This window comes from Sphingomonas jatrophae (assembly GCF_900113315.1).
GTDB classification, from domain to species: Bacteria; Pseudomonadota; Alphaproteobacteria; order Sphingomonadales; family Sphingomonadaceae; genus Sphingomonas_P; species Sphingomonas_P jatrophae.
This window is the reverse complement of the sequence record NZ_FOZG01000002.1, coordinates 381,104-406,351: the sequence shown is the minus strand read 5'-3', so window position 1 is coordinate 406,351 and position 25,248 is coordinate 381,104. Positions and strand designations below refer to the sequence as shown.

Sequence of the window (25,248 nt, the reverse complement as noted above, 5' to 3'; positions counted from 1 at the left end):
CTGAGCGAATCCTCGTTCATCGCCGCACTGCGCGGCCTTGCCACAGATCCCGCTGCACGCGGGCTGCTCGACGATGCCGCCGTCCTTCCTTTTTCCGGCGATCTCGTCCTGACCAAGGACCTGCTGGTCGAGGGCGTCCATTATCTGCCCGACGACCCGCCTGCCGACGTGGCGTGGAAGCTGGTCGCGACCAACCTGTCCGATCTCGCCGCCAAGGGCGCGACGCCGCTTGGGCTGCTGCTCGGCTATCCCTTGGGCGATCCCGCGTGGGATAGGGCGTTCATCGCAGGCTTGGGCGAGGTGCTGGCGCGCTTCGCCGTGCCGCTGCTCGGCGGCGACACGGTGCAGGGCAGGGGGCCGCGCACGCTGTCGCTGACCGCACTCGGCCGCGCACCGGCGGGCGGCGCTCCCGACCGGCGCGGCGCCCGCGCGGGAGACACGCTGTGGGTGACGGGGACCATCGGCGAGGCGGGGCTCGGCCTTGTCTCGGCGACGGCAGGGCTGAACGATGCCTATGCCCATCGCTACCGCCGTCCCGAGCCGCGGCTGGCGGCAGGCCGGGCGCTCGGCCCGCTCGTCACCGCCATGTGCGACGTGTCGGATGGATTGCTGATCGACGCCGCCCGCATCGCCGCCGCCAGCAACCTGGCTGTCACGATCGACCTCGACGCCGCACCGCTCGTCGGCGAAGGCCGCGCTGCCCGGCTCGCCGCGGCCACCGCGGGCGACGATTACGAACTGCTCTTCGCGCTGCCGCCCGGCACGGCGCTGCCCGTGCTGGATGTACCGGCGACGCGCATCGGCGCCTTCGCGCCCGGCACCGGCCTGACGCTCAGCGATGCCGCCGGCCCTGTCCCGCTGCCCGCTGCACTCGGGTGGCAGCATTGATCCATGTGATTGATCTCGCAGGCTAATAGGTTGCTGCCGGGCCTATTCCGCCGGTGTCGGAAAACGGTCTCTGAGTGTCAACTTCGTCAACTTAAGCCCCGCTGGACAGGCCGGTAAACCGCGCTCATACCTTGATGCCTGACGCGGATACGGACAGATCGCGTGAACAGCGACGGCCGCCCGCATAATCAGGGGAGACCGGATGCCAATCGTCACCTTCGCTATCCTGTGCGGCATCATCGCCGTGCTCTACGGATTGATCACCGCCCGCCAGGTCATCGCCGCACCCGCCGGCAATGAACGCATGCAGGACATCGCCGCCGCCATCCAGGAAGGCGCGCGCGCCTATCTCGGCCGGCAATATACCGCCATCGCCATCGTCGGCGCAGCCGTGGCCGTCGTCCTGTTCCTGACGCTGGGCACGCTCTCCACCGTCAGCTTCCTGATCGGTGCGATCCTGTCGGGCGTCGCCGGCTATGTCGGCATGACCATTTCGGTCCGCGCCAACGTGCGCACCGCCGAGGCGGCGCGCGGCTCGCTCCAGGGTGGTCTCACGCTCGCTTTCCGCTCGGGCGCGATCACCGGCATGCTGGTGGCAGGCCTCGGCCTCCTCTCCATCGCCGGCCTGTTCTGGTATCTGACCGGCCCTGCCGGCCATGCGCCCGCCGACCGCGCCATCATCGACGCGCTGACCGCGCTTGCCTTCGGCGCCTCGCTCATCTCCATCTTCGCGCGGCTGGGCGGCGGCATCTTCACCAAGGCGGCGGATGTCGGCGCCGACCTCGTCGGCAAGGTCGAGGCGGGCATTCCGGAGGACGATCCCCGCAACCCCGCGGTGATCGCCGACAATGTGGGCGACAATGTCGGCGACTGCGCCGGCATGGCCGCCGACCTGTTCGAGACCTATGTCGTGACGCTCGGCCTGACGATGGTCTCCATCGCGCTGCTCGTGCCCGATGCGCCGCAGCTCGCCGCGCTCATGGTCCTTCCGCTGCTGGTCGGCGGCGTGTGCATCATCACCTCGATAATCGGCACCTACTTCGTCCGGCTCGGCTCCAAGGGCTCGATCATGGGCGCGCTCTACAAGGGCTTCTGGACGACGGTGATCCTCGCGGTCCCCGCCATCCTCGGCGTCACCTGGTATGCGCTGGGCGGCGATCTCTCGACCGTGGTCAGCCGGGCGGGCGATGCGGCCGCCGCAGGTGTCACCCCGGCGCTCGGCGGGGAAACGGCGGCCGGCACCGTCGGGGGTCTCAGCTTCTCCGGCTGGGATCTGTTCTGGTGCATGATGATCGGGCTCGGCGTCACCGGCCTGCTCGTCTGGATCACCGAATATTATACCGGCACCAACTTCCGCCCGGTGAAGTCGATCGCCAAGGCCAGCGTGACCGGCCACGGCACCAACGTGATCCAGGGCCTTGCGATCAGCCTCGAATCGACCGCGCTGCCGACGCTCGTCATCGTCGTCGCGGTGGTCGCCACCTATCAGCTGGCGGGCATCATCGGCGTGGCCTTCGCCGCTACCTCGCTGCTGGCGCTCGCAGGCATGGTCGTCGCGCTCGACGCTTATGGCCCCGTCACCGACAATGCCGGCGGCATCGCCGAGATGGCGGGCCTTGAGGATGAGGTGCGGCACAAGACCGACGCGCTGGATGCGGTCGGCAACACCACCAAGGCGGTGACCAAGGGCTATGCCATCGGCTCCGCCGCGCTGGCCGCTTTGGTGCTGTTCGGCGCCTATACGACCGATCTCGACCGCTACCACGACGCTCTCGGGCTGACGGGCACGGTCAACTTCTCGCTCTCCAACCCGTACATCATCGTCGGCCTGCTGCTCGGCGCGCTGCTGCCCTATCTGTTCGGCGCCTTCGGCATGACCGCGGTCGGCCGGGCCGCGGGATCGGTGGTGGAGGATGTCCGCGCGCAGTTCCGCGACAATGCGGGCATCATGGCGGGCACCAGCCGACCAAACTACGCCCGCACGGTCGACATCGTCACGCGAGCGGCGATCAAGGAGATGATCGTCCCCTCGCTGCTGCCGGTGCTGTCGCCGGTCGCGGTCTACTTCATCGTCGCGGCGGTCGCGGGCAAAGAGCAGGGCTTCGCCGCGCTCGGCGCCATGCTGCTCGGCGTGATCGTCTCGGGCCTGTTCGTCGCCATCTCGATGACGAGCGGCGGCGGCGCGTGGGACAATGCCAAGAAGTATATCGAAGACGGCAATTACGGCGGCAAGGGGTCCGACGCGCACAAGGCGGCGGTGACCGGCGATACGGTCGGCGATCCCTACAAGGACACGGCCGGTCCGGCGGTGAACCCGATGATCAAGATCACCAACATCGTGGCGCTGCTGCTGTTGGCCGCGCTCGCTGCCTGATCTCGCGTTCGGGCCTGCTGCTGGGGCGGACTTCCGCCCCGGTGGTGGGTCCGCCGGGGCTCGAACCCGGGACCTCTCGATTAAAAGTCGCTTGCTCTACCGACTGAGCTACGGACCCTCACCAACCGCGCGCGCGGGCCGCTCCGTTAGGCTGCCCGCCGCGGCGGGTCAATTCAGAAGCCCGCTCAAGCGATGCCGGAGCGCACGGGGATGCATGCCGCCGAAGCGCTGCGGGAACAGGTCGCTCAAGGGATCCAGTACGAAGCTCCGCTCAGCCAGGGCCGCATGCGGCACGCTCAGCCGCCCCGGCGCGGCCCGCCCGCGCTGCGGCCAACGGCCGCCGGACCAGAGCGCGATATCGATGTCGAGCACCCGCGGCCCCCAGCGCCGACCGGGCCGTCGCCCGAAATCCCGCTCGATGCGCTTCAGCACCGCCAGCAGGGCAGGCGGATCGAGCGGCGTTTCCACCAGCAGGGCGGCATTGGCAAAGCCGCGGCCGGCAGGCCCGAGCGCAGGTGTGGCGCGGATGCGCGAGCGGGCGATCACGCGGACCCCGTGTGCCGCCAGCGCCTCCGTCGCCGCCGCCAGCACGCCCGCGGGGCCGCCATGGCGATGGTGGCGGCGATTGGAGCCGAGCGCGAGGGCGTAAAGCTGCATCGCCTCGCCGTAGTGCGGTGGAGCTGCAGACGCTATGCCGTGCGCCATGACGCTTGCTCCTCCCCTCGATTGTCCGCTCTGCCCACGCCTCGCCGCCTTCCGCGATGTGCAGCGTGCCGCCCATCCCGATTGGTATAACGCGCCCGTTCCCGTGTTCGGCGATTCCGACGCCTGGCTCGCCATCGTCGGCCTCGCCCCCGGCCTGCAAGGCGCGAACCGCACCGGGCGACCCTTCACCGGCGATTTCGCGGGCGTGCTGCTCTACGAGACGTTGCTGGAGTATGGCCTCGCCCGCGGCAGCTACGGCGCGACGCCCGACGACGGGCTGACGCTGGACGGCGCGGTCATCGTCAATGCGGTGCGTTGCGTGCCGCCGCAGAACAAGCCGACGCCGGAGGAGATCCGCACGTGCCGGCCCTTCCTCGCCTCGCCGCTGGAGGATCTGCCGAACCTGCGCGTCGTGGTGGCGCTCGGCCAGATCGCGCACCAGTCCGCGGTAAAGGCGCTGGGCGGGCGGCTGCCTAAGGCGCGCTTCGGCCATGGGGCGGAGCATGACATGCCCTCGGGCGTGCTGCTGCTCGATAGCTATCACTGCTCGCGCTACAACCAGAACACCCGCGTGCTCAGCCCCGACATGTTCCGCGCGATCTTTGCCCGCGCGGTCGAGATCCGTGCTATGGCTGGCTGATGCTGCAAGTGACGGTCGCCATCGCCGACTTCATGTGGATCCTCGCGTCCAGCGCGCTGACTGCCGGTGCCGGCGTGGCGGTCGGCGTCGGTGGCGCGGCGGCGGGCGGCTATGTCGTCTACCGCAAGGTGAAGCGGCGGCAGAAGGGCTGAGCCGCCGCCGCCTGCTGGTCAGATATCCTGCACCAGCCGCCCGTAAAGCTCCGGCCGGCGATCGCGGAAGAAGCCGAAGGCGGCGCGGTGCCGCTTCACCCGATCGAGATCGAGCGTGGCGGTGATGACGCCCTCTTCCTCGCGGTCGAGTTCGGCCAGGATGTCGCCGCGCTCGTCGGTGATGAAGCTGGTGCCGTAGAAGGTCTGCCCATGTTCAGTGCCGACGCGGTTTGCGGCGACGACGGGCACGACGTTCGACACGGCATGGCCGACCATCGCGCGGCGCCACAGGCGTGCGGTGTCGAGGCTGGTATCGTGCGGTTCGCTGCCGATGGCCGTCGGGTAGAACAGCACTTCCGCGCCCATCAGCATCATCGCGCGCGCGGTCTCGGGATACCATTGATCCCAGCAGACGCCGACGCCCAGCTTCGCACCGGGACCCGGCCACACCTTGAAGCCGGTGTTGCCGGGGCGAAAATAGAATTTCTCCTCATAGCCCGGCCCGTCGGGAATGTGGCTCTTGCGGTAGACGCCCTGAATGGCGCCGTCCGGGCCGATCATCGCAAGGCTGTTATAATGGTGCGGACCGTCCGCCTCGAAGAAGCTGGTGGGGATCGTCACCTTCAGCTCGGCCGCCAGCGCCTGCATCGCGAGGACGGACGGATGCTGGTCGGTCGGCCTGGCGGTGGCGAACAGGCCCTCATCCTCGATCCGGCAGAAATACGGGCCTTCGAACAGCTCGGGCGGCAGGATCACCTGCGCGCCGCGCCCCGCCGCCTCGCGCACCAGGGTCGAGACGTTGCGGATGTTGGCGGCGGTGTCCTCGCCGAAAGCGAGCTGGAGGGCGGCGACGGTGATCTCGGTCATGGGCAGCCAGATAGGGGGTGCGTGTGACGGATGCGAGTGTCAGCTGGCGGGCATCTGCTGGCTGATGCAGTGGAAGCTGCCGCCGCCGGTCAGCACATGGTCGGCGCGGAAGCCGGCGACGGTGCGATCCGGGAAGATGCGGCGCAGCGCCTCCAGCGCGGCATCGTCGTTCGGTGCGCCGTAGAGCGGTGCCACGACGGCCGAATTGCCGATGTAGAAGTTCATGTAGGAGGCGGGCACGATCTCGCCGTCGCGGAGCACCGCGCCGGGGGACGGCATCTCGACCACCTCCAGGCCGAAGGCGCGGGCGCGGGCGGCAGCGTCGCGGTAGACCGCCTCGTTCGGATCGTCGGTGGTGGGGACGGGGACGGCAATGCGGCCGGGCCCAACGAAGCGGGCGAGATTATCGACATGGCCATCGGTATGGTCGTTGAGCAGCCCGTTGCCGAGCCACAGCACCCGATCGATCCCGAGCGTCGCGCGCAGCCGCTCCTCGATCTGCTCACGCGAGAGGAATGGGTTGCGATTGGGGTTGAGCAGGCATTGCTCGGTCGTCACCAGCAGGCCGGCGCCGTCCATGTCGATCGCGCCGCCCTCCAGAATCCAGTCCTGCGCGCGGACGGGCAGGCGCCGCCGCTCGGCCAGATCGCGGCCGATCGTGTCATCGCCGGGCAGGTCATATTTGCCGCCCCAGCCATTGAAGCGGAAATCGAGCGCAATCGGACGCGCCTCGCCGGTGACGACCAGAGGCGCGGTATCGCGCAGCCAGATGTCACCGAAGCGGGCGAGTTCGACGGAGATGCCGGGGCCCGCCATCGCCTCTGCCGCAACCGCGGCTTCGGCGTCTGCGGCGACCAGCACGACTTCCTCGCCCTTGCCGCCGGCATGGACCGCGCGGGCGAAGTCGACCACCTCCGCGCGAGCTTCATCGAGGTCTTCCTGCCAGAGCTCGGCATGGCTGGGAAAGCCGATCCACACCCAGGCGTGCGGTTCCCATTCGGCGGGGAAGCGGATGGACATGGGGCTTGCTCCTCGGACGTGCGGCCGCGCCTATAGCGGCGGGAGGCGTGCGGGGGGAGGGGGCTGTGCCGTGCTTCACTGATCGGCCCGCCCATGCTTGGATAGGAACGGGGACGTACCGCCGGCCACCGAGTCGGCGGCTTCGATGGGGGTGGATGACGAGATGCCGAGCTGGACCCTGCTGAGCGACAACAGCTTCGATTGGCCGAGCGAACTGCGCGCCGCATCCTACAAGAAGGCGGAGAAAGCGGGCAAGATCGGGCCGGTGATCGATGCGCTGGAAAAGTCCGAGAAGCACTTCAAGGGCATCGACTTTCCCTATCAGTGGGTGACGAGCAACCCGACGACCCACCTGAACTGGCAGAAACATGCGCTCAGCTTCATGAACGGCGATGCTAAGAAGCTGGCCAGCAACCTCGCCGAGATCCGCACCCGCGCCAAGACGAAGGCGGGGGACAAGGACGTGGCCGCCTGCAAGGACAGCAAGGCCGCACTCGCCGCGATCATCAAGGCGGCCGACACGCACGTGAAGCTGGTGCAGGCAGCGGTGATCAAGAAGCAGGTGGACGAGTTGAACGAACTGTTCGGCGAACGGCGGGCCGAGGCGGTCGCCAAGAAGCTGGGCAGCCTGATCGACGAGGTGAAGGGCGTCGCCGGCAAGAAGCATCCGGAGCTACCCGCGGCGAAGAAGCTGTTGCTGGGGGCGGGCAAGGCCGAGACGCCCGAGGAGGCGAAGCCCGACCTGGAGGAAGCCGCCGAGCTCCTGACGGAGGCCAGCGCCGACATGACCGGCGCGCTGAGCGACCTGATCAAGGCCAAGAAGGAGGGGATGCCCGCCAACGGTCTGGCCGACGGCGACTATAACACGCTCGCCCGCATCGCCAGCACGCTGGCCCCCTTCGCGAAATCGGGCAATGCGTGGACCAAGAAGTTCGACCTGCGCACCATGCTGGATGCGTTCAAGACGATTTCGGTGCAGGCCGCCTCGTTCGACGCGGTGGCGAAGAAGATGAAGGGGTAAGCGCGCGATCCGGCCCGCTTGCCAGGAAAGCGGTCCACTTCGGATAGATCCTTCCGATCCCGCCATCACGCCCGCAAGCCGATGTGCTTGAGCTGCGCAGGACCGGCGCTAAGCTGGTGCGGGGATCAAGGGGGGCTTTGATGTTGCGTAAGTTTAAGGGCGTGGCGCTTGCGGGCGCCGCGCTGGCCGGCGTTGCGGCGGTGGCCGCGCCGCCGACGGATCTTGCGGAGGCGTTCGGCCAGCGCCCGTCGGCGAGCCACGTGCGCCTGTCACCCAGTGGTGGCAAGGTCGCCTATATCATTCCGGCGACGGGCCAGGGAACGGCATTGGTGACGGTGGATCTTGCGGGGGACAGGATTGCCCGCGTGGCTTTGTCGTCGAGCGGACGGCCTGAACGCCTGACCGGATGCGACTGGGTGACGGACGCGCGCCTCGTCTGCCGGATCTATGCCATCACCAACGTCGACGGCACGAAGGCCAGCATATCGCGTATGATCGCGGTGAATGCAGAGGGCGGCGACGTGAAGATGCTGTCCCTGCGGCAGAACGAGCGATCCTTAGGCGTCGCCTTCGGCGGCGGCGAGGTGCTCGATTACTTGCCGGGGGGCGACGGATCGGTGCTGATGGGGCGCATCTACGTTCCCGAGAATGAGACCGGTACTCACATCGTCAACCGGCGCAGAGGCTATGGCGTGGATCGTATCGACACGCTGACGCTGCGGTCGAACGCGGTGGAATCGCCGAGGGACAATGCGATCGAGTATCTCAGCGACGGGCGTGGTACCGTGCGCATGATGGGCATGAACAAGCCCTCTACTTATCGTGGCTATGCCACTCCGCTGATCGATTATCTCTACCGCGCCAAGGGCTCGCGCGACTGGAAGCCGTTCGGCACCTGGAATTTCGATGCGCAGGAGGGGTTCAACCCTTATGCCGTCGATGACAGCTGCAATTGCGTCTACGGCTTTGCCAAGCAGGATGGTCGCATGGCGCTGATGCGGGTGCGGCTGGACGACAGCAAGGCGCAGGAGCCGCTGGTCACGCGTGGTGACGTCGATGTCGACGACCTGATCCGGCTGGGCCGGGCGCAGCGCGTGATCGGCGCCTCTTATGCGACGGAGCGCCGCGAAGCGGTCTATTTCGATGCCGAGCTGGAAGGGATTGCGGCCAAGCTGTCCAAGGCGCTGCCGGGACTGCCGCTGATCAATTTCGAGGATGCCAGCCTCGATGAAAGCCGCCTGCTGATCTGGGCCGGCTCCGACACCGATCCCGGCCGCTACTTCATCTACGACAAGAAGAGCCGCAAGCTGGACGAGGTAATCCTAACGCGGCCCGAGCTGGAGGGCATTGCGCCTGCTCCGGTGAAGCCGGTCGGCTTCAAGGCGGCGGACGGGACGACCATCCCGGCCTATCTCACGCTGCCGCCGGGCAAGGCGGATGCCAAGGGGCTGCCCGCCATCGTCATGCCGCATGGCGGACCCAGCGCGCGGGACGAATGGGGTTTCGACTGGCTGGCGCAATATTATGCGCATCGCGGGTTCGCCGTGCTGCAGCCCAACTTCCGCGGCTCGTCCGGCTATGGCGACGCGTGGTTTCGCGACAAGGGCTTCAAGTCGTGGCGCATTGCCATCGGCGATGTGCTGGACGGCGGCCGCTGGCTGGTGGCGAGCGGTCTGGCCGATCCGGCGAAGCTGGCGATCGTCGGCTGGTCCTATGGCGGCTATGCGGCATTGCAGGCGGCGGTGACCGACCCGGCGCTGTTCAAGGCGGTGGTGGCGATCGCGCCGGTGACCGACCTTGCCGCGCTGAAGGAGTCGCGGCGCGAGTATAGCGATTTCAACCTGGTCAGCAGCTTCGTGGGCAGCGGCCCGCATGTCGTTCAGGGTTCACCCGCACAGCAGGCGGCGGCGCTGCGCGCGCCGGTGTTGCTGGTCCATGGCGATCAGGATCTGAACGTGCCGATCAGCCAATCGCGGCTGATGGAGGGCAAGCTGCGCGGTGCGGGCAAGCCAGGCGAGCTGATCGTGTTTCCCGGCCTCGACCACCAGCTCGACGATTCCGTCGCGCGTAAGACGCTGCTGGGGCGGAGCGACGCATTCCTGCGCAAGGCGCTCGCCATGTGACGACATGAGGCGCGCCTCGCTGGCGGGGCACGCCATCAGCGCGATGATGCTCAAACGAAAAGGACGCCCCCGTTGCCGGAGACGTCCTTTTCGTGACCCATAGGTCGAAGCGGGATCAGCGCGAGTAGAACTCGACGACCAGGTTCGGCTCCATCTTCACCGGATAGGGCACCTCGTCCAGCGTCGGCACGCGGACATAGGTCACCTTGGCGGCACCGTCGGTTGCGAGATAATCGGGGATGTCGCGCTCCGACAGACCCTGCGCCTCGAGCACCAGCGCCATCTCCTGCGCCTTGCTGCCCAGCGTGATCTCGTCACCCGGCGCGATGCGGCGCGAGGCGATGTTGCACTTCTCGCCGTTCACCAGGACGTGACCGTGGCTGACGAGCTGGCGCGCGGACCAGATGGTCGGCGTGAACTTGGCGCGATAGACGACCATGTCGAGGCGGCGCTCGAGCAGGCCGATCAGGTTCTGCGAGGTATCGCCCTTCATCGACACGGCGTCGGTGTAGGAGCGCTTGAACTGCTTCTCGGTGATCTCGCCGTAATAGCCCTTCAGCTTCTGCTTCGCCTTGAGCTGCAGGCCGTAGTCGGACACCTTGCCCTTGCGGCGCTGACCGTGCTGGCCGGGGCCATATTCACGCTTGTTCACCGGGGACTTCGGGCGACCCCAGATGTTCTCGCCCATCCGGCGATCGAGCTTGTGCTTGGCGCTATGGCGCTTCGACATGAAAACGTCCTTCAATTGCGTATGGCCCCGTCGAGACAGGGCCGGATGATCCCGGAACCGCGCCACCTTCCAGAGGGTAAGGCAGGGCCACCGCTTCACCGGGGTGCAGGGCCAATTGCGAAGCGCGGCGCTTGGCCGAAGCGTGCGCCAGAGTCAAGCCGGGGTCAGTTCTGCCGCAGCGAAGTCGCGCCGTTGAGGCCGCTCGCGCCAGCACCCGCCTGTGCGTCAATCGCCTTCCACTCCCCGACGCTGCGGCAGGTCCGTTTGCTCAGACGCGTGCCGGTGATCGCTTCGCGGCGGCAGATCTGCCGCTCCTCTGCGGCGGGCTGCGCGGCCACAGGCGGCGTAGGGCTGCTGGCGACTTGAGCGGCGGCGAGGATGATGAAAAAGCTCATGACGGATTTCCTTGGACGATCCCGCGCATCCAAGCGCGTTCCACCGAGCGGAATCAAGTCTCGTGAAGCGGTTGGCCGTTGCCGGTCCGGTTCGGCCGGGGCATGGCGCTGGCATGACCGAACCGCTCTCCCCAGACGACTGCACCACCATGGCGGAGGTCCGCGCCGGCGTGGATGCGACGGACCGGGCGCTGGTGGCGCTGCTCGCCCGCCGTTTCGGCTATATGCGCGCAGCCGCCCGCATCAAGCCGGAGCGCGGCGCGGTGCGCGACGAGGCGCGCAAGCGTCAGGTGATCGTGCAGGCGCATGACGAGGCCGCACGGCTGGGCGCACCGGCAGATGCGATCGCCGACCTGTGGGAGGCGCTGGTCGAGGCGTCGATCGCCTATGAGATGGTGGAGTGGGAGCGGTTGCGCGCCTGAACGCGGCTCAGCGCGCCCGCGGGCGGCCGAGCGTCGAGAGAACGCCGCGGAGCGTCCGCACCTCCTGCGAGGTCCAGGCGGGCTTCGTCAGCAGGGTGCGAAGTGTCCGTTTGGTCGCGGGGATGCGATCGGGCGGGTAATAATAGCCGGCGCCCTCGAGCAGATCGTTCAGCTGGTCGATCATGCCGTCCAGCTCGGCCTGCGGGGCGGGAGGATCGAGCTCGGTGTCAGTCGGTTGGACCAGGGCGACGCCCTTCGACCATTCATAGGCGCACAGGATCACCGCCTGGGCGAGGTTTAGGCTGCCGAACTCCGGATTGATCGGCACGGTGATGATCGCGCGCGCGATGGCGACGTCGTCTGTCTCCAACCCGGACCGCTCGGCGCCGAACAGGATCGCGCTCGCACCCGCCTGCACGCGGATCTCGCCCGCCGCCTGCTCGGGGGTGAGGACGGGCTTGGTGACGCCGCGCTTGCGTACGGTGGTGGCGTAGACATGCGCGCAATCGGCGACGGCGGACGCCACATCGGGGAAGACGCGGGCGCGCTCCAGCACGATGTCTGCACCCGATGCGGCCGGGCCGGCGGACGGATTGGGCCAGCCGTCGCGCGGACTGACGAGGCGGAGATCGGTGAGCCCGAAGTTCAGCATGGCGCGGGCAGCCTTGCCGATATTCTCGCCAAGCTGAGGGCGGACGAGGACGATGGCGGGTGCGTGCATGGGGGTGAGGGTCTCGGCAGGCTCGGACTGAACGGACGGGCGGCAACATCCAGCGCGGCAAGCGCCGGCCCGATGGGGGTTATTCCCCTACAACGCTCCGCGCGAAATCCTCGAAGTCGCGCGCTTCGGCGAAGTCGCGGTAGACGCTGGCGAAGCGGATATAGGCGACGGGATCGAGCGCCTGGAGCGCATCCATCGCGAGTTCCCCTACGCGGGCAGCCGGCACCTCATTCTCGCCGCTCGTCTCCAGCTGGCGCTGGATGCCCGTGACCAGCCGTTCGATCTTTGCCGGTTCGATCCCGCGCTTGCGGCAGGCGATGCTGATTGCGCGCTCCAGCTTGGCGCGCTCGAACGGCTGGCGCTCGCCATCCTTCTTGAGGACGGTCAATTCGCGCAGCTGGACGCGCTCGAACGTGGTGAAGCGCGCGCCGCAGCCTTCGCACTGGCGGCGGCGGCGGATGGAGGCGCCGTCCTCGGAAGGACGGCTATCCTTCACCTGGCTGTCCTCATGCGCACAGAACGGGCAGCGCATCAGACCTTCTTCTTGTACTTCCCGTAAGCCCAGGCCGCGCCGACGGCGGCCCCGATGATCGGGCCGACAAAGGGCACGGGGATGGCGACCACCGCGCCGATCGCGGCGGCCTTGGCCATCTTGTTGCCGAGTTTGGGATCCTGGTCAGCCATGGCTCAGAGCTCCGGATAGATGGGGAAGCGATCGCACAGCGCCTCGACGCGGGTGCGGACGGCGGCTTCGACCTGCGCATCGCCATGCTCGCCCTTTTCGCGCAGGCCGTCGAGCACGTCGGCGATCATGTCGGCGATGTCGCGGAACTCGGCGGGGCCGAAGCCCCGCGTGGTGCCCGCGGGCGAGCCGACGCGGATGCCGCTGGTCTTGACCGGGGGCAGCGGATCGAAGGGGATGCCGTTCTTGTTGCAGGTGATGCCCGCACGCTCCAGCGCCTCGTCCGCGTCGCGGCCGGTGACGCCGAGCGGGGTGAGGTCGACCAGTGCGAGATGCGTGTCAGTGCCGCCCGAGACGATCTCGGCGCCACGCTCCTTCAGCCGGGCGGCGAGCGCCTTGGCATTCTCGATCACCGCGGCGGCATAGGCCTTGAACTCGGGCTGGAGCGCCTCGCCGAACGCGACCGCCTTCGCCGCGATGACGTGCATCAGCGGACCGCCCTGCAGGCCGGGGAAGACGGCCGAGTTGATCTTCTTCGCGATCGCCTCGTCATCCGTCATCACCATGCCGCCGCGCGGGCCACGCAGTGTCTTGTGCGTCGTCGTGGTGACGACATGCGCATGGCCGAACGGCGTCGGATGAACGCCGCCCGCAACCAGGCCGGCGAAGTGCGCCATGTCGACCATGAACAGCGCACCGACCTTGTCCGCGATGGCGCGGAAGCGGGCGAAATCGATGTGGCGCGGATAGGCCGAGCCACCGGTGATGAGCAGCTTCGGCTTCGTCTCGATCGCCAGCCGTTCGACCTCGTCATAGTCGATCAGGTGGGTGTCACGGGTGACGCCATACTGGACGGCGTTGAACCACTTGCCGCTCATCGCCGCCTTGGCACCGTGGGTGAGATGGCCGCCGGCATCGAGGCTGAGGCCCATGATCGTGTCGCCGGGCTTGGTCAGCGCGAGCATCACGGCGCCGTTCGCCTGCGCGCCCGAATGCGGCTGAACGTTGGCGAAGCCGCAGCCGAACAGCTGCTTGGCACGATCAATGGCGAGCTGCTCGACCTCGTCGGACGGCGCGCAGCCCTGATAGTAGCGCTTGCCGGGATAGCCTTCGGCATATTTGTTGGTGAAGACCGAGCCTTGCGCCTCCAGCACCGCCTTGGAGACGATGTTCTCCGACGCGATCAGTTCGATCTGCTTCTGCTCGCGCGCCAGTTCGTGCCGGACACCGCCGAACACCGCGGGATCGGCATCCGCCAGGCCGCGCGTGAAGAAGCCGTCGGGCTGCACCTCGGAGACGGATTGCGGGTTGCTGCTCATGCGGGCTCCTTTGCGAATGCGGGCGCGCCGAGCTTGTCGACCCGGCCCTGATGGCGGCCGCCGGCGAACTCGCCAGCGAGGAAAGACTGGAGGCACGCCTCGGCCATGTCCGGCCCGATCAGCCGCGCACCCATGGCAATGACGTTCGCGTCGTTATGCTCGCGTGCGAGCGCGGCCGCATAAGGATCGGAGACGAGCGCGCAGCGACAGGCGGGGTGGCGATTGACCGCGATCGAGATGCCGATACCCGAGCCGCAGACAACAACGCCGCGTTCCGCCCGCCCGTCGGCGATCGCCTCGGCCAGGCGGTAGCCGAAATCCGGATAGTCGACGCGTGAATCATCGGCGGGGCCGAGGTCGAGCACGTCGTGCCCCCACCCGCGAAGCGTTTCGGCGAGCCGCTGCTTCAGATCGAAGGCGGCGTGATCGGAAGCGATGGCGATGCGTGTCATGAGGCGCGGCGATCTAGGCTGAGTCGGGATGCGCGCTATCTAGGGGCGAGCCCGGGCGAACGCCACCGGCGTTTGCCGTCGATAGTGAGGAGACGAGGATGCGACCGAACGCGATGCTGCCGCTGCTGGTCCTGGCTGCGTGTTCGGGACCGGCCCCGACGCCGAGCCAGACGGATCCGGCGGCGACGACGATGACGAGCCGCGGCTCAGCCGGCGGGCGCGCGCCAGCCGATGGCACCGCGCAGCCGCTGCCGACGGATGCGTGGATCGGCCGCTGGACCGGGCCCGAAGGCTTGTTCGTCGACATCGCCCAAGGTGGCGAGCGTGGCCGCTATCGCCTGACGATCAAGGGCGATCTCGACAGCAAGGGCGACGCGGTGACCGGCGTAGCGGAAGATGGCACCATCCGCTTCGAGCGGAACGGCGTGGCCGAAACGCTGCGCGCAGGTGAGGGCGCGGCGACCGGGCTGAAGTGGCTTGAGGGCAAGAAGCACTGTCTAGTGGTGAAGCCGGGCGAGGGCTTCTGTCGCGATTGAGCGCTGTGTTGAGTGACGAAGCGTTGCCGCGTCGTGAACGGGTGAGGAACGCTGTTGCCGCGATGCAACACACGCAGTTCGTTCTCCGTGATCATGGATCGGACAGCGTAACGACGTGTTAGGGGCGGGAACCCAATCTAACGAGGAACTGTGTCGATGCGTATCTCTTTCCTGCGCCTGAGCGCTGCCGCCCTGCTTGCTACGACCGTTGCAGCGCCCGCCTTCGCGCAGGATGCCGGCGTCGAGCCGTTCAGCGGGCTCTATGTCGCGGGCACGATCGGCAAGATCGCTCAGTCGAACGACGGCCCGTCCGCGATCAAGTTCGACCGCAATGGCGACGGCACGTTCGGTGATCCGGTGTTTACCGCGACCGGCGGCGACGCCTTCAACAACAGCACCGGCCAGGCCTATTGCGGCGGTCGTGCGCTCGGCGCGACGTTCGGCGCAGGTTGCGCCCGCGACAAGGATGGGTTCGACTATTCGGCGCGTGTCGGCTTCGACCGTCAAATGGGCCCGTTCGTCGTCGGCGTCGTGGGTGAGTTCGGCAAGGCCACGCTGAAGGATTACGTTACCGCTTACTCGACGACCCCCGCCAGCTACACGATGGAGCGTCGCATCGGTTGGGAAGCGTCGGCGCGTCTGCGTGCAGGCTATGCTGCGAACACGACGCTGTTCTACGCGACGGGCGGCGCGGGCTATGCCCAGATCAAGAACCGCTTCTTCACGACCAACACCGCCAACGCCTTCACCGACAACGGCAACAGCAAGGAATGGGGCTTCGTCGTCGGCGGCGGCATCGAGCAGAAGATCACGCAGAACATCTCGCTCGGCGTCGAATATGGCTATCACGACTATAAGGACGACGGTTACCGCGTGCTCGCGACGCGCGGCACCGCGGCTGCGACCAACCCCTTTGTGCTGGCCCCGAACACGGCGGGAACCACGTTCGCCCGCGCCGACGATAACTTCCGTTGGCACAGCGTGAAGGCGGTCGCAGCTTTCCGCTTCTGATCCTTCGACTGCCGGCGCCGCATGGCGCCGGTAGGTTCAGTTGCAAGGCGCCGGTGCCCTATAGGGTGCCGGCGTTTTCGTGTGCAGGCGGTCAGGGACCGAGCAAGGTTTCCAGTGCGGCGCGGATGTCGGCAGCACGATAGGGTTTTTCGAGCACCAGCGCGTTCCGGTCACGTAGCGCCGCGGCGCCATAGCCGGTGGCGAAGAGATGCGGGATGCGGCGCGCGTCGAGCGCCTCCGCGATCGGAAAACTCTCCCGCCCGTTGAGATTGACGTCGAGCACAGCCGCATCGAGTGCACAGGCCGCTGCCGCCGCCAACCCCTGTTCGAGCGTCCCAGCCACCTCGACCTCGCAGCCGAGATCGGCGAGCAGATCCTCGAGCGTCATGGCGACGATCGGCTCATCCTCCACTACCAGCACGCGCAGACCTGCGAGCGAGACGCTCATCAGGCGGGCTCCGGCAGCGGCGCGTCGATGCGGCATTCGACGCCGGCAGGTGCAAAGGTGAGCGTCACGCTGCCGCCCAGTTCGGCGGCGAGCGCGCGCTCGATCAGGCGGCTGCCGAAGCCGCGCCGATCGGGCAGGGCCACGGGCGGGCCGCCGCGCTCGATCCAGCTGAGCTGGAGGCGAGGAGCGGTATCGGCGGCGTCGGACGTGATCTGCCACGCCAGCCGGACGGTGCCGGCAGGCGTCCCGAGGGCACCATGCTTCAATGCGTTGGTCGCCAGTTCGTGCAAGGCGAGGGCAAGCGAGATGGCGGTCTTCGGGGCGATCCGCACTTCGGGGCCGTCGATCGTAATGCGGCTGCGGTCGGGATCGTGTGCGGCCAGCGCCTCCGCGGCCACCGCGTCGATGGTGGTCGCGCCCCAGACTTCGCGGGTGAGCAGATTGTGCGCATCGGACAGCGCCCGCAGGCGATCGGCGAAGGCGGCGCGGGCAGCGGCGGGATCGTCGCTCTTGAACGTCTGCACGGCAATGCCCTGAACGATTGCCAGCGTGTTCTTCACGCGGTGATTGAGTTCGTTGATCAGCAGCTGCTGCATCTCCTGCGCGCGCTGCGCATCGGTGACGTCGCGGGCGATGGCGTGCAGGCCCACAGGCTGGCCATCCGGGCCGGTGTTGAGGCGGGAGCTTACTTCCCACAGCCGGACCTCACCGCTCGATGTGCGGACCCGGATCGTGTGGCGCGTGGTGCCGCCATCCTTCAGCTTGCGGCGCAGCATCTCGTCCGCCTGACCCACGTCGCCGTCAGCAAGGAAATCGGAAAAGGGGCGGCCGACTGCCTCCTCCTCGGTGTAGCCGAGCGCGGCACAGACGGCGGGGTTGCAGGAGGTGACGACCTTGTCGAGGCCGGTCGTGAAGATGAAGTCGTTCGCCTGTTCGAAGATGGTGCGGAACTGCCACTCACTGCGGCGCACCTCATCCTCGATGGCACGGCGGCGGGTGACATCGAAGGAGACGCCGACAAAGCGCGGAGCGCGGCCATCGCTGCGCTCCACCCGGCGGCCATGGCTGTGCAGCCAGCGTTCGCTGCCATCGTCTGCGCGGAGGATGCGATATTCCAGCTCGACCGGCGTACCTTCCTTGAAGCAGCGGCGCATGGCGGCGGCGACCCAGGCGGCATCATCGGGATGGATCACCGCCAGCCAGTCCGCCAGCGTGCCGCGGCCGTTCGGGTCGCGCGGCAGGCCCAGCAGGTCGAAGCGATTATCCGACCACGGACCATCGAACGTGGCGAGATCGATCTCCCACGTCGCCATGCCCGCGCCCTCCGTGGCGAGGCGCAGCCGTTCCTCGCTGCGGCGGAGCGCTGAATCGGCGGCGCGCCGCTCACTCACGTCGAGGCAGGCGGCGAGCACGCCATAGGGCGTGCCATCGGCGCGGCGGATCACCGCGACGGAATTGTTCACCCAGACCGTGGTGCCGTCCGGGCGGACGAAGCGCTTCTCATGCGTGTAGGACGTGCCATCGCGCACTGCCCGTTCGAATTTCTCGACATTGCCCGCAAGATCCTGCGGGTGCGTGATCGCCTGCATCGTCAGGCCGAGCAGGTCCTCACGACTGCGACCCGCAATGGCGCAGAAGCGATCGTTGACAAGCGTGAACCGCCCAGTGAGATCGACCTGCGCGAAGCCGGCGGTGGTCTGGCCGATGAAGGCGGAGAGCTGCGCTTCCTTGTCCGCGATGGCCTGTGCGGCCTCGCGTGCTTCGGTCACGTCGTGGGCGACGCCGATGAAGCCGATATGAGTGCCCGTCACGTCCCAGATCGGCTGGGAGGTGGATTGCAGCCAGCGCCACGCGCCATCGCCGCGGCAGAAGCGCCCTTCCAGCACGAAGCGTTCCAGCCTGGCTTCACCCGCCTCGGATTCGGCCTGGAGGCGGGCACGATCGTCGGGGTGGATCAGCATCCGCCAGTCGAAGGCGAGCGCCTCCTCCCGGCGAAGGCCGACGAAATCGGCATAGAATTGATTGACGTAGAGGCGGGTGCGTGCGGGGCCGGTGACCCACATCGCGACGGGTGCGAAATCCGCGATCTGCGCGAAATCGGACAGCCCCTCCCACGCACGCACGCGTGCCGCCGGCGGCTGAGCCGCGGGGGCCGGCGGGGCAGGGGACAGAACAGGCTCCATGAACGCGACCTCGGCCTAGTGTTGGCAGATTAGGCCGCGTCCGGAAAGAGACGCTTGATCATGGCTCAGAAGGATCCCGGCACTTCGCGCTGCACCGTTGTGGGACGATCGGGCGTCAACAGCATGCGCGGCGCCGGACCCGCGGTGATCGCCGCCTCGGTGCCGGCGGCGGTCCGCGCACTCTGCGCGGTGCCGATCCGCGTGCAGCCGCGGCCGGCGAGGAAATCCAGCGCGCGGGCCAGCGAAGCCTCCTGCGGATCGCCGAGCGGACGGGTGATGTCGTCGTCGGCGGCGCAGGTCGCCTCCATGCGGGTGGCGAGCCCTTCGAAATAATCGCCCTGGCGCGCGCTGTTCTGCGTGGCGAAGGCGACGACGCGCAGGCGATCGTCGCAGCTGCTGCGATCGAGCGCGATCTGGCCCACCGGCTTGCCGAACGTGTTGCTGCCGACCAGCGCCGCGGCGCTGCGCAGATAGGGGATGAAGGTGTTGGCGACGAGCTCGCTGGCGGACGCGGTGCCGCCGGTGCCGATGAACGCCACCCGCGTCGTCGCGACGGATTGCGGCTGGGGCGAGAAGAACCGCGTCTCGTTCTGCGAGGATTTCTCCGGCCGGTAGGCGGTGTAGTCGAGCACGTCCGCGCTGGAGCGGCCGCCGCCGATCAGGTCAGCCAGCAACTCGGCCGTGTCGACCAGCCCGCCGCCATTGTAGCGCAGGTCGATCACCAGCTGGGTGACGCCGGCATCCTTGAACGCCTGGAAGGCGGTGCGCAGCGCCGGATCGGCGGTGGAGATGAAGGTGCGCAGGTTGAGATAGCCGACGCGCCGCCCGCCATCGTCGATGATGCGGTATCCATAGCGGCTGGATACGGGGGTGAGCGTGAAATCCGCCTTGGTCAGGCTGACATCGCGTGAGCCGCCCGTGCCGGCGACGCGAAGGACGCGCGTGGTGCCGACGGTGGAGGGGCCGAGTGCGTCGCTGATCCCGCCCGTACCTTGCGCGGCGATGATGTCCGACACCGAGCGCAGATTCGCCTGCGTTGTCCCGATGGCGAGGATCTCGGTGCCGCGATCGATACCGGCGGCGAGGCCGGGTGCACCCTCGAACGCTTCGCTGACGAACAGGCGGCGGGCGGCGCTGTCGGTGACGAAGCGCAGGCCGAAGCCGGCGCTGGAGCCCGAATTGAAGAAGGCCTCTTCCTCGCGGATCGAGGTGAGGTAGGTGAAGTAGCGATCCCGCCGCTGCGCTCGGGCGGTGGCGGTGAGCGCGTCGATATAGTCGTCGACCGTGGCATAGCCCGCAGGAGCGAGCGAGGCCGGCAGCGTTTCGGGGAACAGATACCATTCGCGGATCTGCGCCGCGGCCCAATTCTGCCGTTCGGTCAGCGAACAGGCGGTGCTGACCGGCGGGGTGGGCGTAGGGCCTCCGTTCAGCGAGGTGCCACCACCGCCGCCACCACCACCGCAGCCGGACAGCAGCAGCGCACTTCCCGAGAGCGCGCCGATGGCGGCACGCCGAACCGAATACAGCTTCATGGCAGCGATCCTCGGCAACGAAGCCACTGGGGGCAAGCGGAAAAACGTGCCGGCGGCGGATCAGCCGCGGCGCGCGGCGTCCGCGGCGGCGCTGGCGAGCCGATCCGCCCGCTCATTATCCGGATGGCCGGCATGGCCCTTGACCCATTGCCACTCGATCCGGTGCGGGGCCGAGGCGGCGAGGAGCGCCTGCCACAACTCCGCATTCTTGACCGGCTTCTTGTCGGCCGTCTTCCAGCCGTTCTTGCGCCAGCCATGGATCCACTTGGTCAGCCCATCCATGACGTAGCGGCTGTCCGTCATCAGCTTGACCCGGCACGGCTTCTTCAATGCCTCAAGCCCCTGGATGGCGGCCATCAGCTCCATGCGATTGTTGGTGGTGTTCGCCTCGCCGCCGGACAGTTCGCGTTCCTTGCCGCCGGAGCGCAGCACCGCGCCCCAGCCGCCGGGCCCGGGATTGCCCTTGCACGCGCCGTCGGTCGCGATCTCGACCAGCGGCAGCTCCGCGGCTTCCGCACTCATGCGAAGGGAGCGGCGCCGGCGGCGCGATAGAAAGCGAGGCGGCGGGTGTAGGCGAGCGGATCCTTGCGCGTGACCAGCGCATTGGCCGGCGTGTTCAGCCAATCCCACGCGCGGGTGAGCGCGAAGCGGAGGCAGGCGCCCATGCACAGGATCGGCAACAGCTGGCGCTCCGCCGGGGACAGGCCGTAGCTGGCGGCATAGCCCTCGAGCAGCGCGGACCCCACGGCGAGGTCGCAGGTGGTGCCGGTGGCATCGAAGCTCCAGCTCGTATGCGTGACGGCAAGGTCGTAGAGCCGGAGATCGGTGCAGGCAAAGTAGAAGTCGATCACGCCCGCCACCGCGTCGCCAAGCATCAGGACATTGTCGGGGAACAGATCGGCGTGGATGGTGCATCGGTCGCCATCCGTGGGCCAAGCGGGCAGCGTGGCGTCGAGCCCTTCGGCCAGCATGTCGTGCAGCGCGGGGTCGATCGCGTCGAGATCGCGGCCGCAGCGGGTGAACAGCGGCGCCCAGCTGTCCGCGCCCAGCGTGTTGGGGCGGGTGGGAGCGAAATCGGCGACCGCCTTGTGCATCTGGCCGAGCGCCAGGCCGGCCGAGCGCGCCTGTGCCGGCGTCGGATGGCTGAGCGAGACGCCCGGCAGATATTCGATCAGGCAGGCCGGGCGGCCCGCCACCTGCTGCACCTGCGTGCCATCCCGCGCGCGCAGAGCCCGTGGCACGGGCAGGCGGCGATCGGCGAGGTGATCGAGCAGGGCAAGGAAGAAGGGCAGATCGCCCGCATCGACGCGCTTTTCATAGAGCGTCAGGATGAAGCGGGCGCGATCCGTGTCGACGAGGTAGTTGGAATTCTCCACCCCCTCGGCAATGCCCTTGGACGAGACGAGATCGCCGACATCGTAGCGCGCGAGCAGTTGGCCGAGCGCCTCGGCCGAGACATGGGTGTAGACGGCCATAGTCAGGCGATCAGGCGGCGACGAGCGCGCGAGGCAGCTTGAAGATCATCCGCTCGACCACGCCGTCCTGCTGGCGCTCCTCGATGGTGAAGCGGGTGGCGAGGCGATCCACCACCTCGCGCACCAGCACCTCGGGTGCGGAAGCGCCGGCGGTGATGCCGAGCGTGTGCAGGCCGCCCGCATCGATCCCGGCAAGCCAGGCGAAATCGATCTCGTCGGCCCGCTGGATGAGGCGGGCCGGCACGCCCTCGCGCTCCGCCACCTCGACCAGCCGCAGCGAGTTGGACGAATTGGGCGCGCCGATCACCAGCATGGCCTGGCATTCGGCCGCGATCGCCTTCACCGCCGCCTGCCGGTTGGACGTGGCGTAGCAGATGTCCTCGCCGCGGGGCGCCTGGATCGCCGGGAAACGGCGCTGCAGCGTGGCGACGATGGCGGCGGTGTCGTCCACCGACAGGGTGGTCTGCGTCAGGAAGGCGAGCGAAGTCGGATCGGCGGGCATCAGCGCCTCGGCCTGCGCCACATCCTCGACCAGGGTCATCGCGCCCTCGGGCACCTGGCCGAACGTGCCGATCACCTCCGGATGGCCGCGGTGGCCGATGAACAGGATGTGCCGCCCGGCCTCGACCAGCCGTTCGGCCTGGCGGTGGACCTTGGAGACGAGCGGGCAGGTGGCGTCGAGATAGTCGAGCCCGCGCGACTCGGCATCGGCCGGCACCGACTTGGGCACGCCGTGCGCGGAGAAGACCACCGGCGCGCCGTCGGGCACCTGATCCAGCTCCTCGACGAACACGGCGCCCTGCGCACGCAGCGTATCCACGACATATTTGTTGTGAACGATCTCATGCCGGACATAGACCGGCGCGCCATGCTTCTGGATCGCCAGCTCGACGATCTGGATGGCGCGGTCGACCCCGGCACAGAAACCGCGCGGGGCGGCGACGAGCAGGGTCAACGGTGGCTTGGGGGCGGCGGCGTCCGGCATGGAGCCGCGCTTACGCGATTGCTTGCCTGACCGGAAGGCGGTTCCTAGAGAGGGGCATGGTCCGGAGGGAGTGCCCGTGCGTTCGATGATCCTGTTGGCCGCGGCGGCGGCGCTGCTCGGCGGCTGCGCACGCAATGGCGATTTCGACGAGACGGGGGGCATCCGCCTGACCCGCTCCGCCTGCCCGGCGGTGGCGATCCCCGCCTTCACCGGCGACGTGACGAGCTTCGATCCGCCGCAGAGCCGCGAGGCACGGGCGATCGACGTGGTCGCCACGATCACCAACCTGCGCAACACGTGCAACAGCGCGACCGACCCGATGACGGTCACCGCCACCTTCGAGGTGCAGGCAAGGCGCGCGGCGGCAGGCCCGGCGCGTGAGGTGGTGCTCCCGTATTTCGCGACGGTGATGCGCGGCGGCACGCAGATCGTCTCCAAGCAGGTCGGCCGCATCGCGGTGCGCTTCGCCGACGGACAGCTGCGCGCCTCGGCGCCCGGTCAGGCGAGCGCGACGGTCAGCCTGGCGGCCGCCACGCTGCCTGCCGACGTGCAGGCGACGCTGAGCCGCAAGCGCAAGGCCGGCGACGAGGATGCGGCGGTCGATCCGATGACCGATCCGGCGGTGCGTGCGGCGGTTCAGAAGGCGTCGTTCGAGCTGCTGGTCGGCTTCCAGCTGACGCAGGATCAGCTCGCCTATAATGCGACGCGCTGATCCGCGATTGACTCAAGGTCCGCGCCGGGCCAAGCCTGCCGTCGTCGCTCCCGGTCCTGCCGGGAGGCGGACGCGCGGGAGAAGGGGAGGTCAGCCTCCCTACCGAAGGAGCAACCGCCCCGGAATCTCTCAGGTGCCCCAGACAAGGGGTGTGGACCGCGCGGGCGCAGCGACGCTCTGGAAAGCGGGCAGCGCCTGTCATGGCACTGCCCCACCGAAGGGGTAATCCCGGGGTCAAGCCCCCGGGGGAAAGCTCTCAGGTTCCGTGACAGAGGGGGCAGCGGATGCGAACGGGGCGGGTGCCCCGGCCGCGTCGCTGTGGACCGACACGGGAGACCTTCGAGTGAGCGAGCAGGACGACGCGCCGATCGAACTGGAGCCGCTGCCGCTGGATGCGTGGCATCGCGCCCGCGGCGGCCGCATGGTGCCGTTCGCCGGATATCACATGCCGGTGCAATATGAGGGCGTGATGGCCGAGCATCTTTGGACGCGTTCGTCCGCAGGGCTGTTCGACGTCAGCCACATGGGCCAGCTTTCGTTGAGCGGGGAGGGCGTGGCGCAGGCGCTTGAGGCGCTGCTGCCGGGCGACATGGCCGGGCTGGCGCCGGGCCGAATGCGCTATTCGCTGCTGCTCGGCGAGGATGGCGGCATCCTCGACGATCTGATGGCGACCAACCGGGGCGAGGATTATTACGTCGTCGTCAACGGCGCGACCAAGTGGGACGACATCGCCCACATCCACGAGCATCTGCCCGAGAGCGTGACGCTCAACCACATGGACGACAAGGCATTGCTGGCGCTGCAGGGGCCGAAGGCGGTGGACGCGCTGGCACGGCTGGTGCCGGGCGTCGAGAGCCTTGTGTTCATGACGGCGGGCGCCTTCACCATCGACGGCGTCGAAGCGTGGATCAGCCGCTCGGGCTATACGGGCGAGGACGGGTTCGAGATCTCGATCCCCGCGGATGCGGCGGAGCGGGTGGCTGAGCTCCTGACGGCACAGCCCGAGGTCAAGCCGATCGGCCTTGGTGCCCGCGATTCGCTGCGGCTGGAGGCGGGCCTGCCGCTCTACGGGCACGATCTCGATCCCGCGACGACGCCGGTCATGGCGGACCTCGGCTTCGCTTTGTCGAAGCGGCGGCGCGAGGAGGGCGGCTTCCCCGGCCATGCGCGGATCATGGCGGAGCGGGCGGACGGCGCGCCGCTGAAGCGCGTCGGCTTGATGGTGGACGGGCGCCAGCCGGTGCGCGAGGGCGCGCGCGTGGTGGACAAGGCGGGGCGCGAGATTGGCCGGGTCACATCGGGCGGCTTTTCGCCGACGCTCGGGCGCAACATCGCGATGGCCTATCTGCCGCCTGCGCAAGGCGATCTCTACGCCGAGGTGAGGCTGGAACAGCGCGGCAAGCCGTTCCAGGCGACTGTCACCGCCATGCCGTTCGTCCCCCATCGCTATGTTCGCAAGGGAGTTTGAGATGCCGACCTACTTCACCAAGGAGCATGAGTGGATCGCGGTGGAGGGTGACACCGCCACCGTCGGCATCACCGATTATGCGCAGGCGCAGCTGGGCGATGTCGTGTTCGTCGAGGTGCCGCCCGCCGGCACGCAGGTGGAGAAAGGCAAGGAAGCCGCCGTCGTCGAGAGCGTGAAGGCGGCATCCGACGTCTATGCGCCCGTCTCCGGTGAGGTGACCGAGCCGAACGGCGCGCTGGAGGGGGATCCGAGCCTTGTCAACACCGCGCCCGAAGGCGAGGGCTGGTTCTTCAAGCTGACGCTGAGCGATCCGACGCAGGTCGACGGCCTGATGGATGCCGCCGCCTACAAGGACTTTGTGGCGGGGCTCTGATCGCCGCGTTCGCG

Annotated in this window: 28 protein-coding genes, 1 tRNA gene and 2 riboswitches; of the genes, 12 read left to right on the top strand and 17 right to left on the bottom strand. The window is 68.3% G+C overall.

What is annotated here, in order from left to right:
• Positions 1-888, top strand: coding sequence for a thiamine-phosphate kinase (gene thiL / locus BM360_RS11160; protein ID WP_093314644.1), 888 nt, complete (start codon positions 1-3; stop codon positions 886-888).
• 202 nt (positions 889-1,090) lie between these two features.
• Positions 1,091-3,262, top strand: a complete 2,172-nt coding sequence (locus tag BM360_RS11155; protein ID WP_093314642.1) for a sodium-translocating pyrophosphatase — start codon at positions 1,091-1,093, stop codon at positions 3,260-3,262.
• 42 nt (positions 3,263-3,304) lie between these two features.
• On the opposite strand, the gene BM360_RS11150 is transcribed toward BM360_RS11155, so the two are convergent.
• Both BM360_RS11150 and folK read right to left on the bottom strand, forming a co-directional pair.
• Positions 3,305-3,380 (bottom strand) — tRNA-Lys (locus tag BM360_RS11150).
• Positions 3,381-3,430: 50 nt separating this feature from the next.
• Positions 3,431-3,919 carry a 2-amino-4-hydroxy-6-hydroxymethyldihydropteridine diphosphokinase gene (folK, locus tag BM360_RS11145; protein WP_093314640.1) on the bottom strand — a complete coding sequence of 163 codons (489 nt, stop codon included), beginning with the start codon at positions 3,917-3,919 and terminating at the stop codon, positions 3,431-3,433.
• A gap of 46 nt (positions 3,920-3,965) precedes the next feature.
• Between folK and BM360_RS11140 the strand changes: the two genes are divergently transcribed.
• Together BM360_RS11140 and BM360_RS19580 are read left to right on the top strand one after the other, a co-directional pair.
• A complete protein-coding gene (locus BM360_RS11140; protein ID WP_093315996.1) occupies positions 3,966-4,607 on the top strand; it encodes a uracil-DNA glycosylase in 642 nt (213 codons plus the stop codon).
• Positions 4,607-4,759 carry a hypothetical protein gene (locus BM360_RS19580; RefSeq protein ID WP_165611284.1) on the top strand — a complete coding sequence of 51 codons (153 nt, stop codon included), beginning with the start codon at positions 4,607-4,609 and terminating at the stop codon, positions 4,757-4,759. The genes BM360_RS11140 and BM360_RS19580 overlap by 1 nt, the downstream gene beginning before the upstream one ends.
• An 18-nt stretch (positions 4,760-4,777) precedes the next feature.
• Here the strand turns inward: BM360_RS19580 and aguB are convergent, their stop codons facing one another.
• Both aguB and BM360_RS11130 read right to left on the bottom strand, forming a co-directional pair.
• Positions 4,778-5,626 (bottom strand): N-carbamoylputrescine amidase, encoded by an 849-nt coding sequence (aguB, locus tag BM360_RS11135; protein WP_093314638.1) that lies wholly within the window; start codon positions 5,624-5,626, stop codon positions 4,778-4,780.
• A 39-nt stretch (positions 5,627-5,665) separates the two neighbouring features.
• Positions 5,666-6,646, bottom strand: coding sequence for an agmatine deiminase family protein (locus BM360_RS11130; protein WP_093314636.1), 981 nt, complete (start codon positions 6,644-6,646; stop codon positions 5,666-5,668).
• Between the two features lie 163 nt (positions 6,647-6,809).
• Here BM360_RS11130 and BM360_RS11125 point away from each other — a divergent pair, with 163 nt between their 5' ends.
• Both BM360_RS11125 and BM360_RS11120 read left to right on the top strand, forming a co-directional pair.
• Positions 6,810-7,667 carry a hypothetical protein gene (locus tag BM360_RS11125; protein WP_131819251.1) on the top strand — a complete coding sequence of 286 codons (858 nt, stop codon included), beginning with the start codon at positions 6,810-6,812 and terminating at the stop codon, positions 7,665-7,667.
• 140 nt (positions 7,668-7,807) lie between these two features.
• Positions 7,808-9,790 carry an alpha/beta hydrolase family protein gene (locus BM360_RS11120; RefSeq protein ID WP_165611283.1) on the top strand — a complete coding sequence of 661 codons (1,983 nt, stop codon included), beginning with the start codon at positions 7,808-7,810 and terminating at the stop codon, positions 9,788-9,790.
• Positions 9,791-9,905: 115 nt separating this feature from the next.
• Here the strand turns inward: BM360_RS11120 and rpsD are convergent, their stop codons facing one another.
• Complete coding sequence (gene rpsD, locus BM360_RS11115) at positions 9,906-10,520, bottom strand: 30S ribosomal protein S4 (RefSeq protein ID WP_093315994.1); 615 nt, start codon at positions 10,518-10,520, stop codon at positions 9,906-9,908.
• Between the two features lie 164 nt (positions 10,521-10,684).
• Positions 10,685-10,915, bottom strand: coding sequence for a hypothetical protein (locus BM360_RS11110; RefSeq protein WP_093314632.1), 231 nt, complete (start codon positions 10,913-10,915; stop codon positions 10,685-10,687).
• A 113-nt stretch (positions 10,916-11,028) separates the two neighbouring features.
• Between BM360_RS11110 and BM360_RS11105 the strand changes: the two genes are divergently transcribed.
• Positions 11,029-11,337, top strand: a complete 309-nt coding sequence (locus tag BM360_RS11105; RefSeq protein WP_093314630.1) for a chorismate mutase — start codon at positions 11,029-11,031, stop codon at positions 11,335-11,337.
• A 7-nt stretch (positions 11,338-11,344) separates the two neighbouring features.
• Here the strand turns inward: BM360_RS11105 and BM360_RS11100 are convergent, their stop codons facing one another.
• The 5 genes from BM360_RS11100 to rpiB all read right to left on the bottom strand — a co-directional run bounded on the left by BM360_RS11100 (position 11,345) and on the right by rpiB (position 14,511).
• The gene (locus tag BM360_RS11100; RefSeq protein WP_093314628.1) at positions 11,345-12,058 is read right to left on the bottom strand and encodes an RNA methyltransferase; all 714 of its coding nucleotides are present in this window, start codon (positions 12,056-12,058) and stop codon (positions 11,345-11,347) included.
• Between the two features lie 79 nt (positions 12,059-12,137).
• Positions 12,138-12,590: a transcriptional regulator NrdR gene (gene nrdR / locus BM360_RS11095; RefSeq protein WP_093314626.1), complete on the bottom strand. Its 453-nt coding sequence runs from the start codon at positions 12,588-12,590 to the stop codon at positions 12,138-12,140.
• On the bottom strand, positions 12,590-12,742 hold the full coding sequence (locus BM360_RS19575) for a hypothetical protein (RefSeq protein WP_165611282.1): 153 nt from the start codon (positions 12,740-12,742) through the stop codon (positions 12,590-12,592). The genes nrdR and BM360_RS19575 overlap by 1 nt, the downstream gene beginning before the upstream one ends.
• Positions 12,743-12,745: 3 nt before the next feature.
• The gene (gene glyA, locus BM360_RS11090) at positions 12,746-14,059 is read right to left on the bottom strand and encodes a serine hydroxymethyltransferase (RefSeq protein WP_093314624.1); all 1,314 of its coding nucleotides are present in this window, start codon (positions 14,057-14,059) and stop codon (positions 12,746-12,748) included.
• Positions 14,056-14,511 carry a ribose 5-phosphate isomerase B gene (gene rpiB, locus BM360_RS11085; RefSeq protein WP_093314622.1) on the bottom strand — a complete coding sequence of 152 codons (456 nt, stop codon included), beginning with the start codon at positions 14,509-14,511 and terminating at the stop codon, positions 14,056-14,058. The genes glyA and rpiB overlap by 4 nt, the downstream gene beginning before the upstream one ends.
• Before the next feature lie 98 nt (positions 14,512-14,609).
• Here rpiB and BM360_RS11080 point away from each other — a divergent pair, with 98 nt between their 5' ends.
• Together BM360_RS11080 and BM360_RS11075 are read left to right on the top strand one after the other, a co-directional pair.
• The gene (locus BM360_RS11080) at positions 14,610-15,047 is read left to right on the top strand and encodes a hypothetical protein (RefSeq protein WP_093314620.1); all 438 of its coding nucleotides are present in this window, start codon (positions 14,610-14,612) and stop codon (positions 15,045-15,047) included.
• Positions 15,048-15,203: 156 nt separating this feature from the next.
• Entirely contained in the window at positions 15,204-16,058 is an 855-nt protein-coding gene (locus tag BM360_RS11075; protein WP_093314618.1) for an outer membrane protein, read from the top strand.
• Positions 16,059-16,149: 91 nt separating this feature from the next.
• Here the strand turns inward: BM360_RS11075 and BM360_RS11070 are convergent, their stop codons facing one another.
• The 6 genes from BM360_RS11070 to ispH form a co-directional block, all read right to left on the bottom strand.
• Entirely contained in the window at positions 16,150-16,506 is a 357-nt protein-coding gene (locus BM360_RS11070) for a response regulator (protein ID WP_093314616.1), read from the bottom strand.
• Entirely contained in the window at positions 16,506-18,689 is a 2,184-nt protein-coding gene (locus BM360_RS11065; RefSeq protein ID WP_093314614.1) for a PAS domain S-box protein, read from the bottom strand. Before BM360_RS11065 ends, BM360_RS11070 begins: the two co-directional genes overlap by 1 nt.
• Before the next feature lie 65 nt (positions 18,690-18,754).
• Positions 18,755-20,221: a S41 family peptidase gene (locus BM360_RS11060; RefSeq protein ID WP_093314612.1), complete on the bottom strand. Its 1,467-nt coding sequence runs from the start codon at positions 20,219-20,221 to the stop codon at positions 18,755-18,757.
• A 60-nt stretch (positions 20,222-20,281) separates the two neighbouring features.
• Entirely contained in the window at positions 20,282-20,743 is a 462-nt protein-coding gene (gene rnhA, locus BM360_RS11055; RefSeq protein WP_093314610.1) for a ribonuclease HI, read from the bottom strand.
• The gene (gene thrB, locus BM360_RS11050) at positions 20,740-21,696 is read right to left on the bottom strand and encodes a homoserine kinase (protein ID WP_093314608.1); all 957 of its coding nucleotides are present in this window, start codon (positions 21,694-21,696) and stop codon (positions 20,740-20,742) included. Before thrB ends, rnhA begins: the two co-directional genes overlap by 4 nt.
• Before the next feature lie 10 nt (positions 21,697-21,706).
• The gene (gene ispH / locus BM360_RS11045) at positions 21,707-22,681 is read right to left on the bottom strand and encodes a 4-hydroxy-3-methylbut-2-enyl diphosphate reductase (protein ID WP_093314606.1); all 975 of its coding nucleotides are present in this window, start codon (positions 22,679-22,681) and stop codon (positions 21,707-21,709) included.
• A gap of 85 nt (positions 22,682-22,766) precedes the next feature.
• Between ispH and BM360_RS11040 the strand changes: the two genes are divergently transcribed.
• The 3 genes from BM360_RS11040 to gcvH all read left to right on the top strand — a co-directional run bounded on the left by BM360_RS11040 (position 22,767) and on the right by gcvH (position 25,234).
• A complete protein-coding gene (locus BM360_RS11040) occupies positions 22,767-23,393 on the top strand; it encodes a hypothetical protein (protein ID WP_093314604.1) in 627 nt (208 codons plus the stop codon).
• Between the two features lie 65 nt (positions 23,394-23,458).
• Positions 23,459-23,549: riboswitch (glycine riboswitch) on the top strand.
• 11 nt (positions 23,550-23,560) lie between these two features.
• Positions 23,561-23,675: riboswitch (glycine riboswitch) on the top strand.
• 61 nt (positions 23,676-23,736) lie between these two features.
• Positions 23,737-24,861 carry a glycine cleavage system aminomethyltransferase GcvT gene (gene gcvT / locus BM360_RS11035; RefSeq protein WP_093314602.1) on the top strand — a complete coding sequence of 375 codons (1,125 nt, stop codon included), beginning with the start codon at positions 23,737-23,739 and terminating at the stop codon, positions 24,859-24,861.
• Between the two features lies 1 nt (position 24,862).
• Positions 24,863-25,234, top strand: coding sequence for a glycine cleavage system protein GcvH (gene gcvH, locus BM360_RS11030; RefSeq protein WP_093314600.1), 372 nt, complete (start codon positions 24,863-24,865; stop codon positions 25,232-25,234).
• The last annotated feature ends 14 nt before the right edge of the window (positions 25,235-25,248 follow it).

What these genes read in the sequence shown, in the direction of transcription:
- rpsD (WP_093315994.1), bottom strand. Translation starts at nt 10,520, where the DNA reads ATGTCGAAGCGCCATAGCGCCAAGCACAAGCTCGATCGCCGGATGGGC.
- nrdR (WP_093314626.1), bottom strand. Translation starts at nt 12,590, where the DNA reads ATGCGCTGCCCGTTCTGTGCGCATGAGGACAGCCAGGTGAAGGATAGC.
- folK (WP_093314640.1), bottom strand. Translation starts at nt 3,919, where the DNA reads ATGCAGCTTTACGCCCTCGCGCTCGGCTCCAATCGCCGCCACCATCGC.
- BM360_RS11065 (WP_093314614.1), bottom strand. Translation starts at nt 18,689, where the DNA reads ATGGAGCCTGTTCTGTCCCCTGCCCCGCCGGCCCCCGCGGCTCAGCCG.
- rnhA (WP_093314610.1), bottom strand. Translation starts at nt 20,743, where the DNA reads ATGAGTGCGGAAGCCGCGGAGCTGCCGCTGGTCGAGATCGCGACCGAC.
- BM360_RS11125 (WP_131819251.1), top strand. Translation starts at nt 6,810, where the DNA reads ATGCCGAGCTGGACCCTGCTGAGCGACAACAGCTTCGATTGGCCGAGC.
- BM360_RS11080 (WP_093314620.1), top strand. Translation starts at nt 14,610, where the DNA reads ATGCGACCGAACGCGATGCTGCCGCTGCTGGTCCTGGCTGCGTGTTCG.
- BM360_RS11070 (WP_093314616.1), bottom strand. Translation starts at nt 16,506, where the DNA reads ATGAGCGTCTCGCTCGCAGGTCTGCGCGTGCTGGTAGTGGAGGATGAG.
- BM360_RS11140 (WP_093315996.1), top strand. Translation starts at nt 3,966, where the DNA reads ATGACGCTTGCTCCTCCCCTCGATTGTCCGCTCTGCCCACGCCTCGCC.
- thrB (WP_093314608.1), bottom strand. Translation starts at nt 21,696, where the DNA reads ATGGCCGTCTACACCCATGTCTCGGCCGAGGCGCTCGGCCAACTGCTC.
- BM360_RS11110 (WP_093314632.1), bottom strand. Translation starts at nt 10,915, where the DNA reads ATGAGCTTTTTCATCATCCTCGCCGCCGCTCAAGTCGCCAGCAGCCCT.
- BM360_RS11060 (WP_093314612.1), bottom strand. Translation starts at nt 20,221, where the DNA reads ATGAAGCTGTATTCGGTTCGGCGTGCCGCCATCGGCGCGCTCTCGGGA.
- BM360_RS11130 (WP_093314636.1), bottom strand. Translation starts at nt 6,646, where the DNA reads ATGTCCATCCGCTTCCCCGCCGAATGGGAACCGCACGCCTGGGTGTGG.
- aguB (WP_093314638.1), bottom strand. Translation starts at nt 5,626, where the DNA reads ATGACCGAGATCACCGTCGCCGCCCTCCAGCTCGCTTTCGGCGAGGAC.
- ispH (WP_093314606.1), bottom strand. Translation starts at nt 22,681, where the DNA reads ATGCCGGACGCCGCCGCCCCCAAGCCACCGTTGACCCTGCTCGTCGCC.
- rpiB (WP_093314622.1), bottom strand. Translation starts at nt 14,511, where the DNA reads ATGACACGCATCGCCATCGCTTCCGATCACGCCGCCTTCGATCTGAAG.
- gcvH (WP_093314600.1), top strand. Translation starts at nt 24,863, where the DNA reads ATGCCGACCTACTTCACCAAGGAGCATGAGTGGATCGCGGTGGAGGGT.
- BM360_RS19580 (WP_165611284.1), top strand. Translation starts at nt 4,607, where the DNA reads ATGCTGCAAGTGACGGTCGCCATCGCCGACTTCATGTGGATCCTCGCG.
- BM360_RS11100 (WP_093314628.1), bottom strand. Translation starts at nt 12,058, where the DNA reads ATGCACGCACCCGCCATCGTCCTCGTCCGCCCTCAGCTTGGCGAGAAT.
- BM360_RS11105 (WP_093314630.1), top strand. Translation starts at nt 11,029, where the DNA reads ATGACCGAACCGCTCTCCCCAGACGACTGCACCACCATGGCGGAGGTC.
- BM360_RS19575 (WP_165611282.1), bottom strand. Translation starts at nt 12,742, where the DNA reads ATGGCTGACCAGGATCCCAAACTCGGCAACAAGATGGCCAAGGCCGCC.
- BM360_RS11040 (WP_093314604.1), top strand. Translation starts at nt 22,767, where the DNA reads ATGATCCTGTTGGCCGCGGCGGCGGCGCTGCTCGGCGGCTGCGCACGC.
- glyA (WP_093314624.1), bottom strand. Translation starts at nt 14,059, where the DNA reads ATGAGCAGCAACCCGCAATCCGTCTCCGAGGTGCAGCCCGACGGCTTC.
- BM360_RS11155 (WP_093314642.1), top strand. Translation starts at nt 1,091, where the DNA reads ATGCCAATCGTCACCTTCGCTATCCTGTGCGGCATCATCGCCGTGCTC.
- BM360_RS11075 (WP_093314618.1), top strand. Translation starts at nt 15,204, where the DNA reads ATGCGTATCTCTTTCCTGCGCCTGAGCGCTGCCGCCCTGCTTGCTACG.
- BM360_RS11120 (WP_165611283.1), top strand. Translation starts at nt 7,808, where the DNA reads ATGTTGCGTAAGTTTAAGGGCGTGGCGCTTGCGGGCGCCGCGCTGGCC.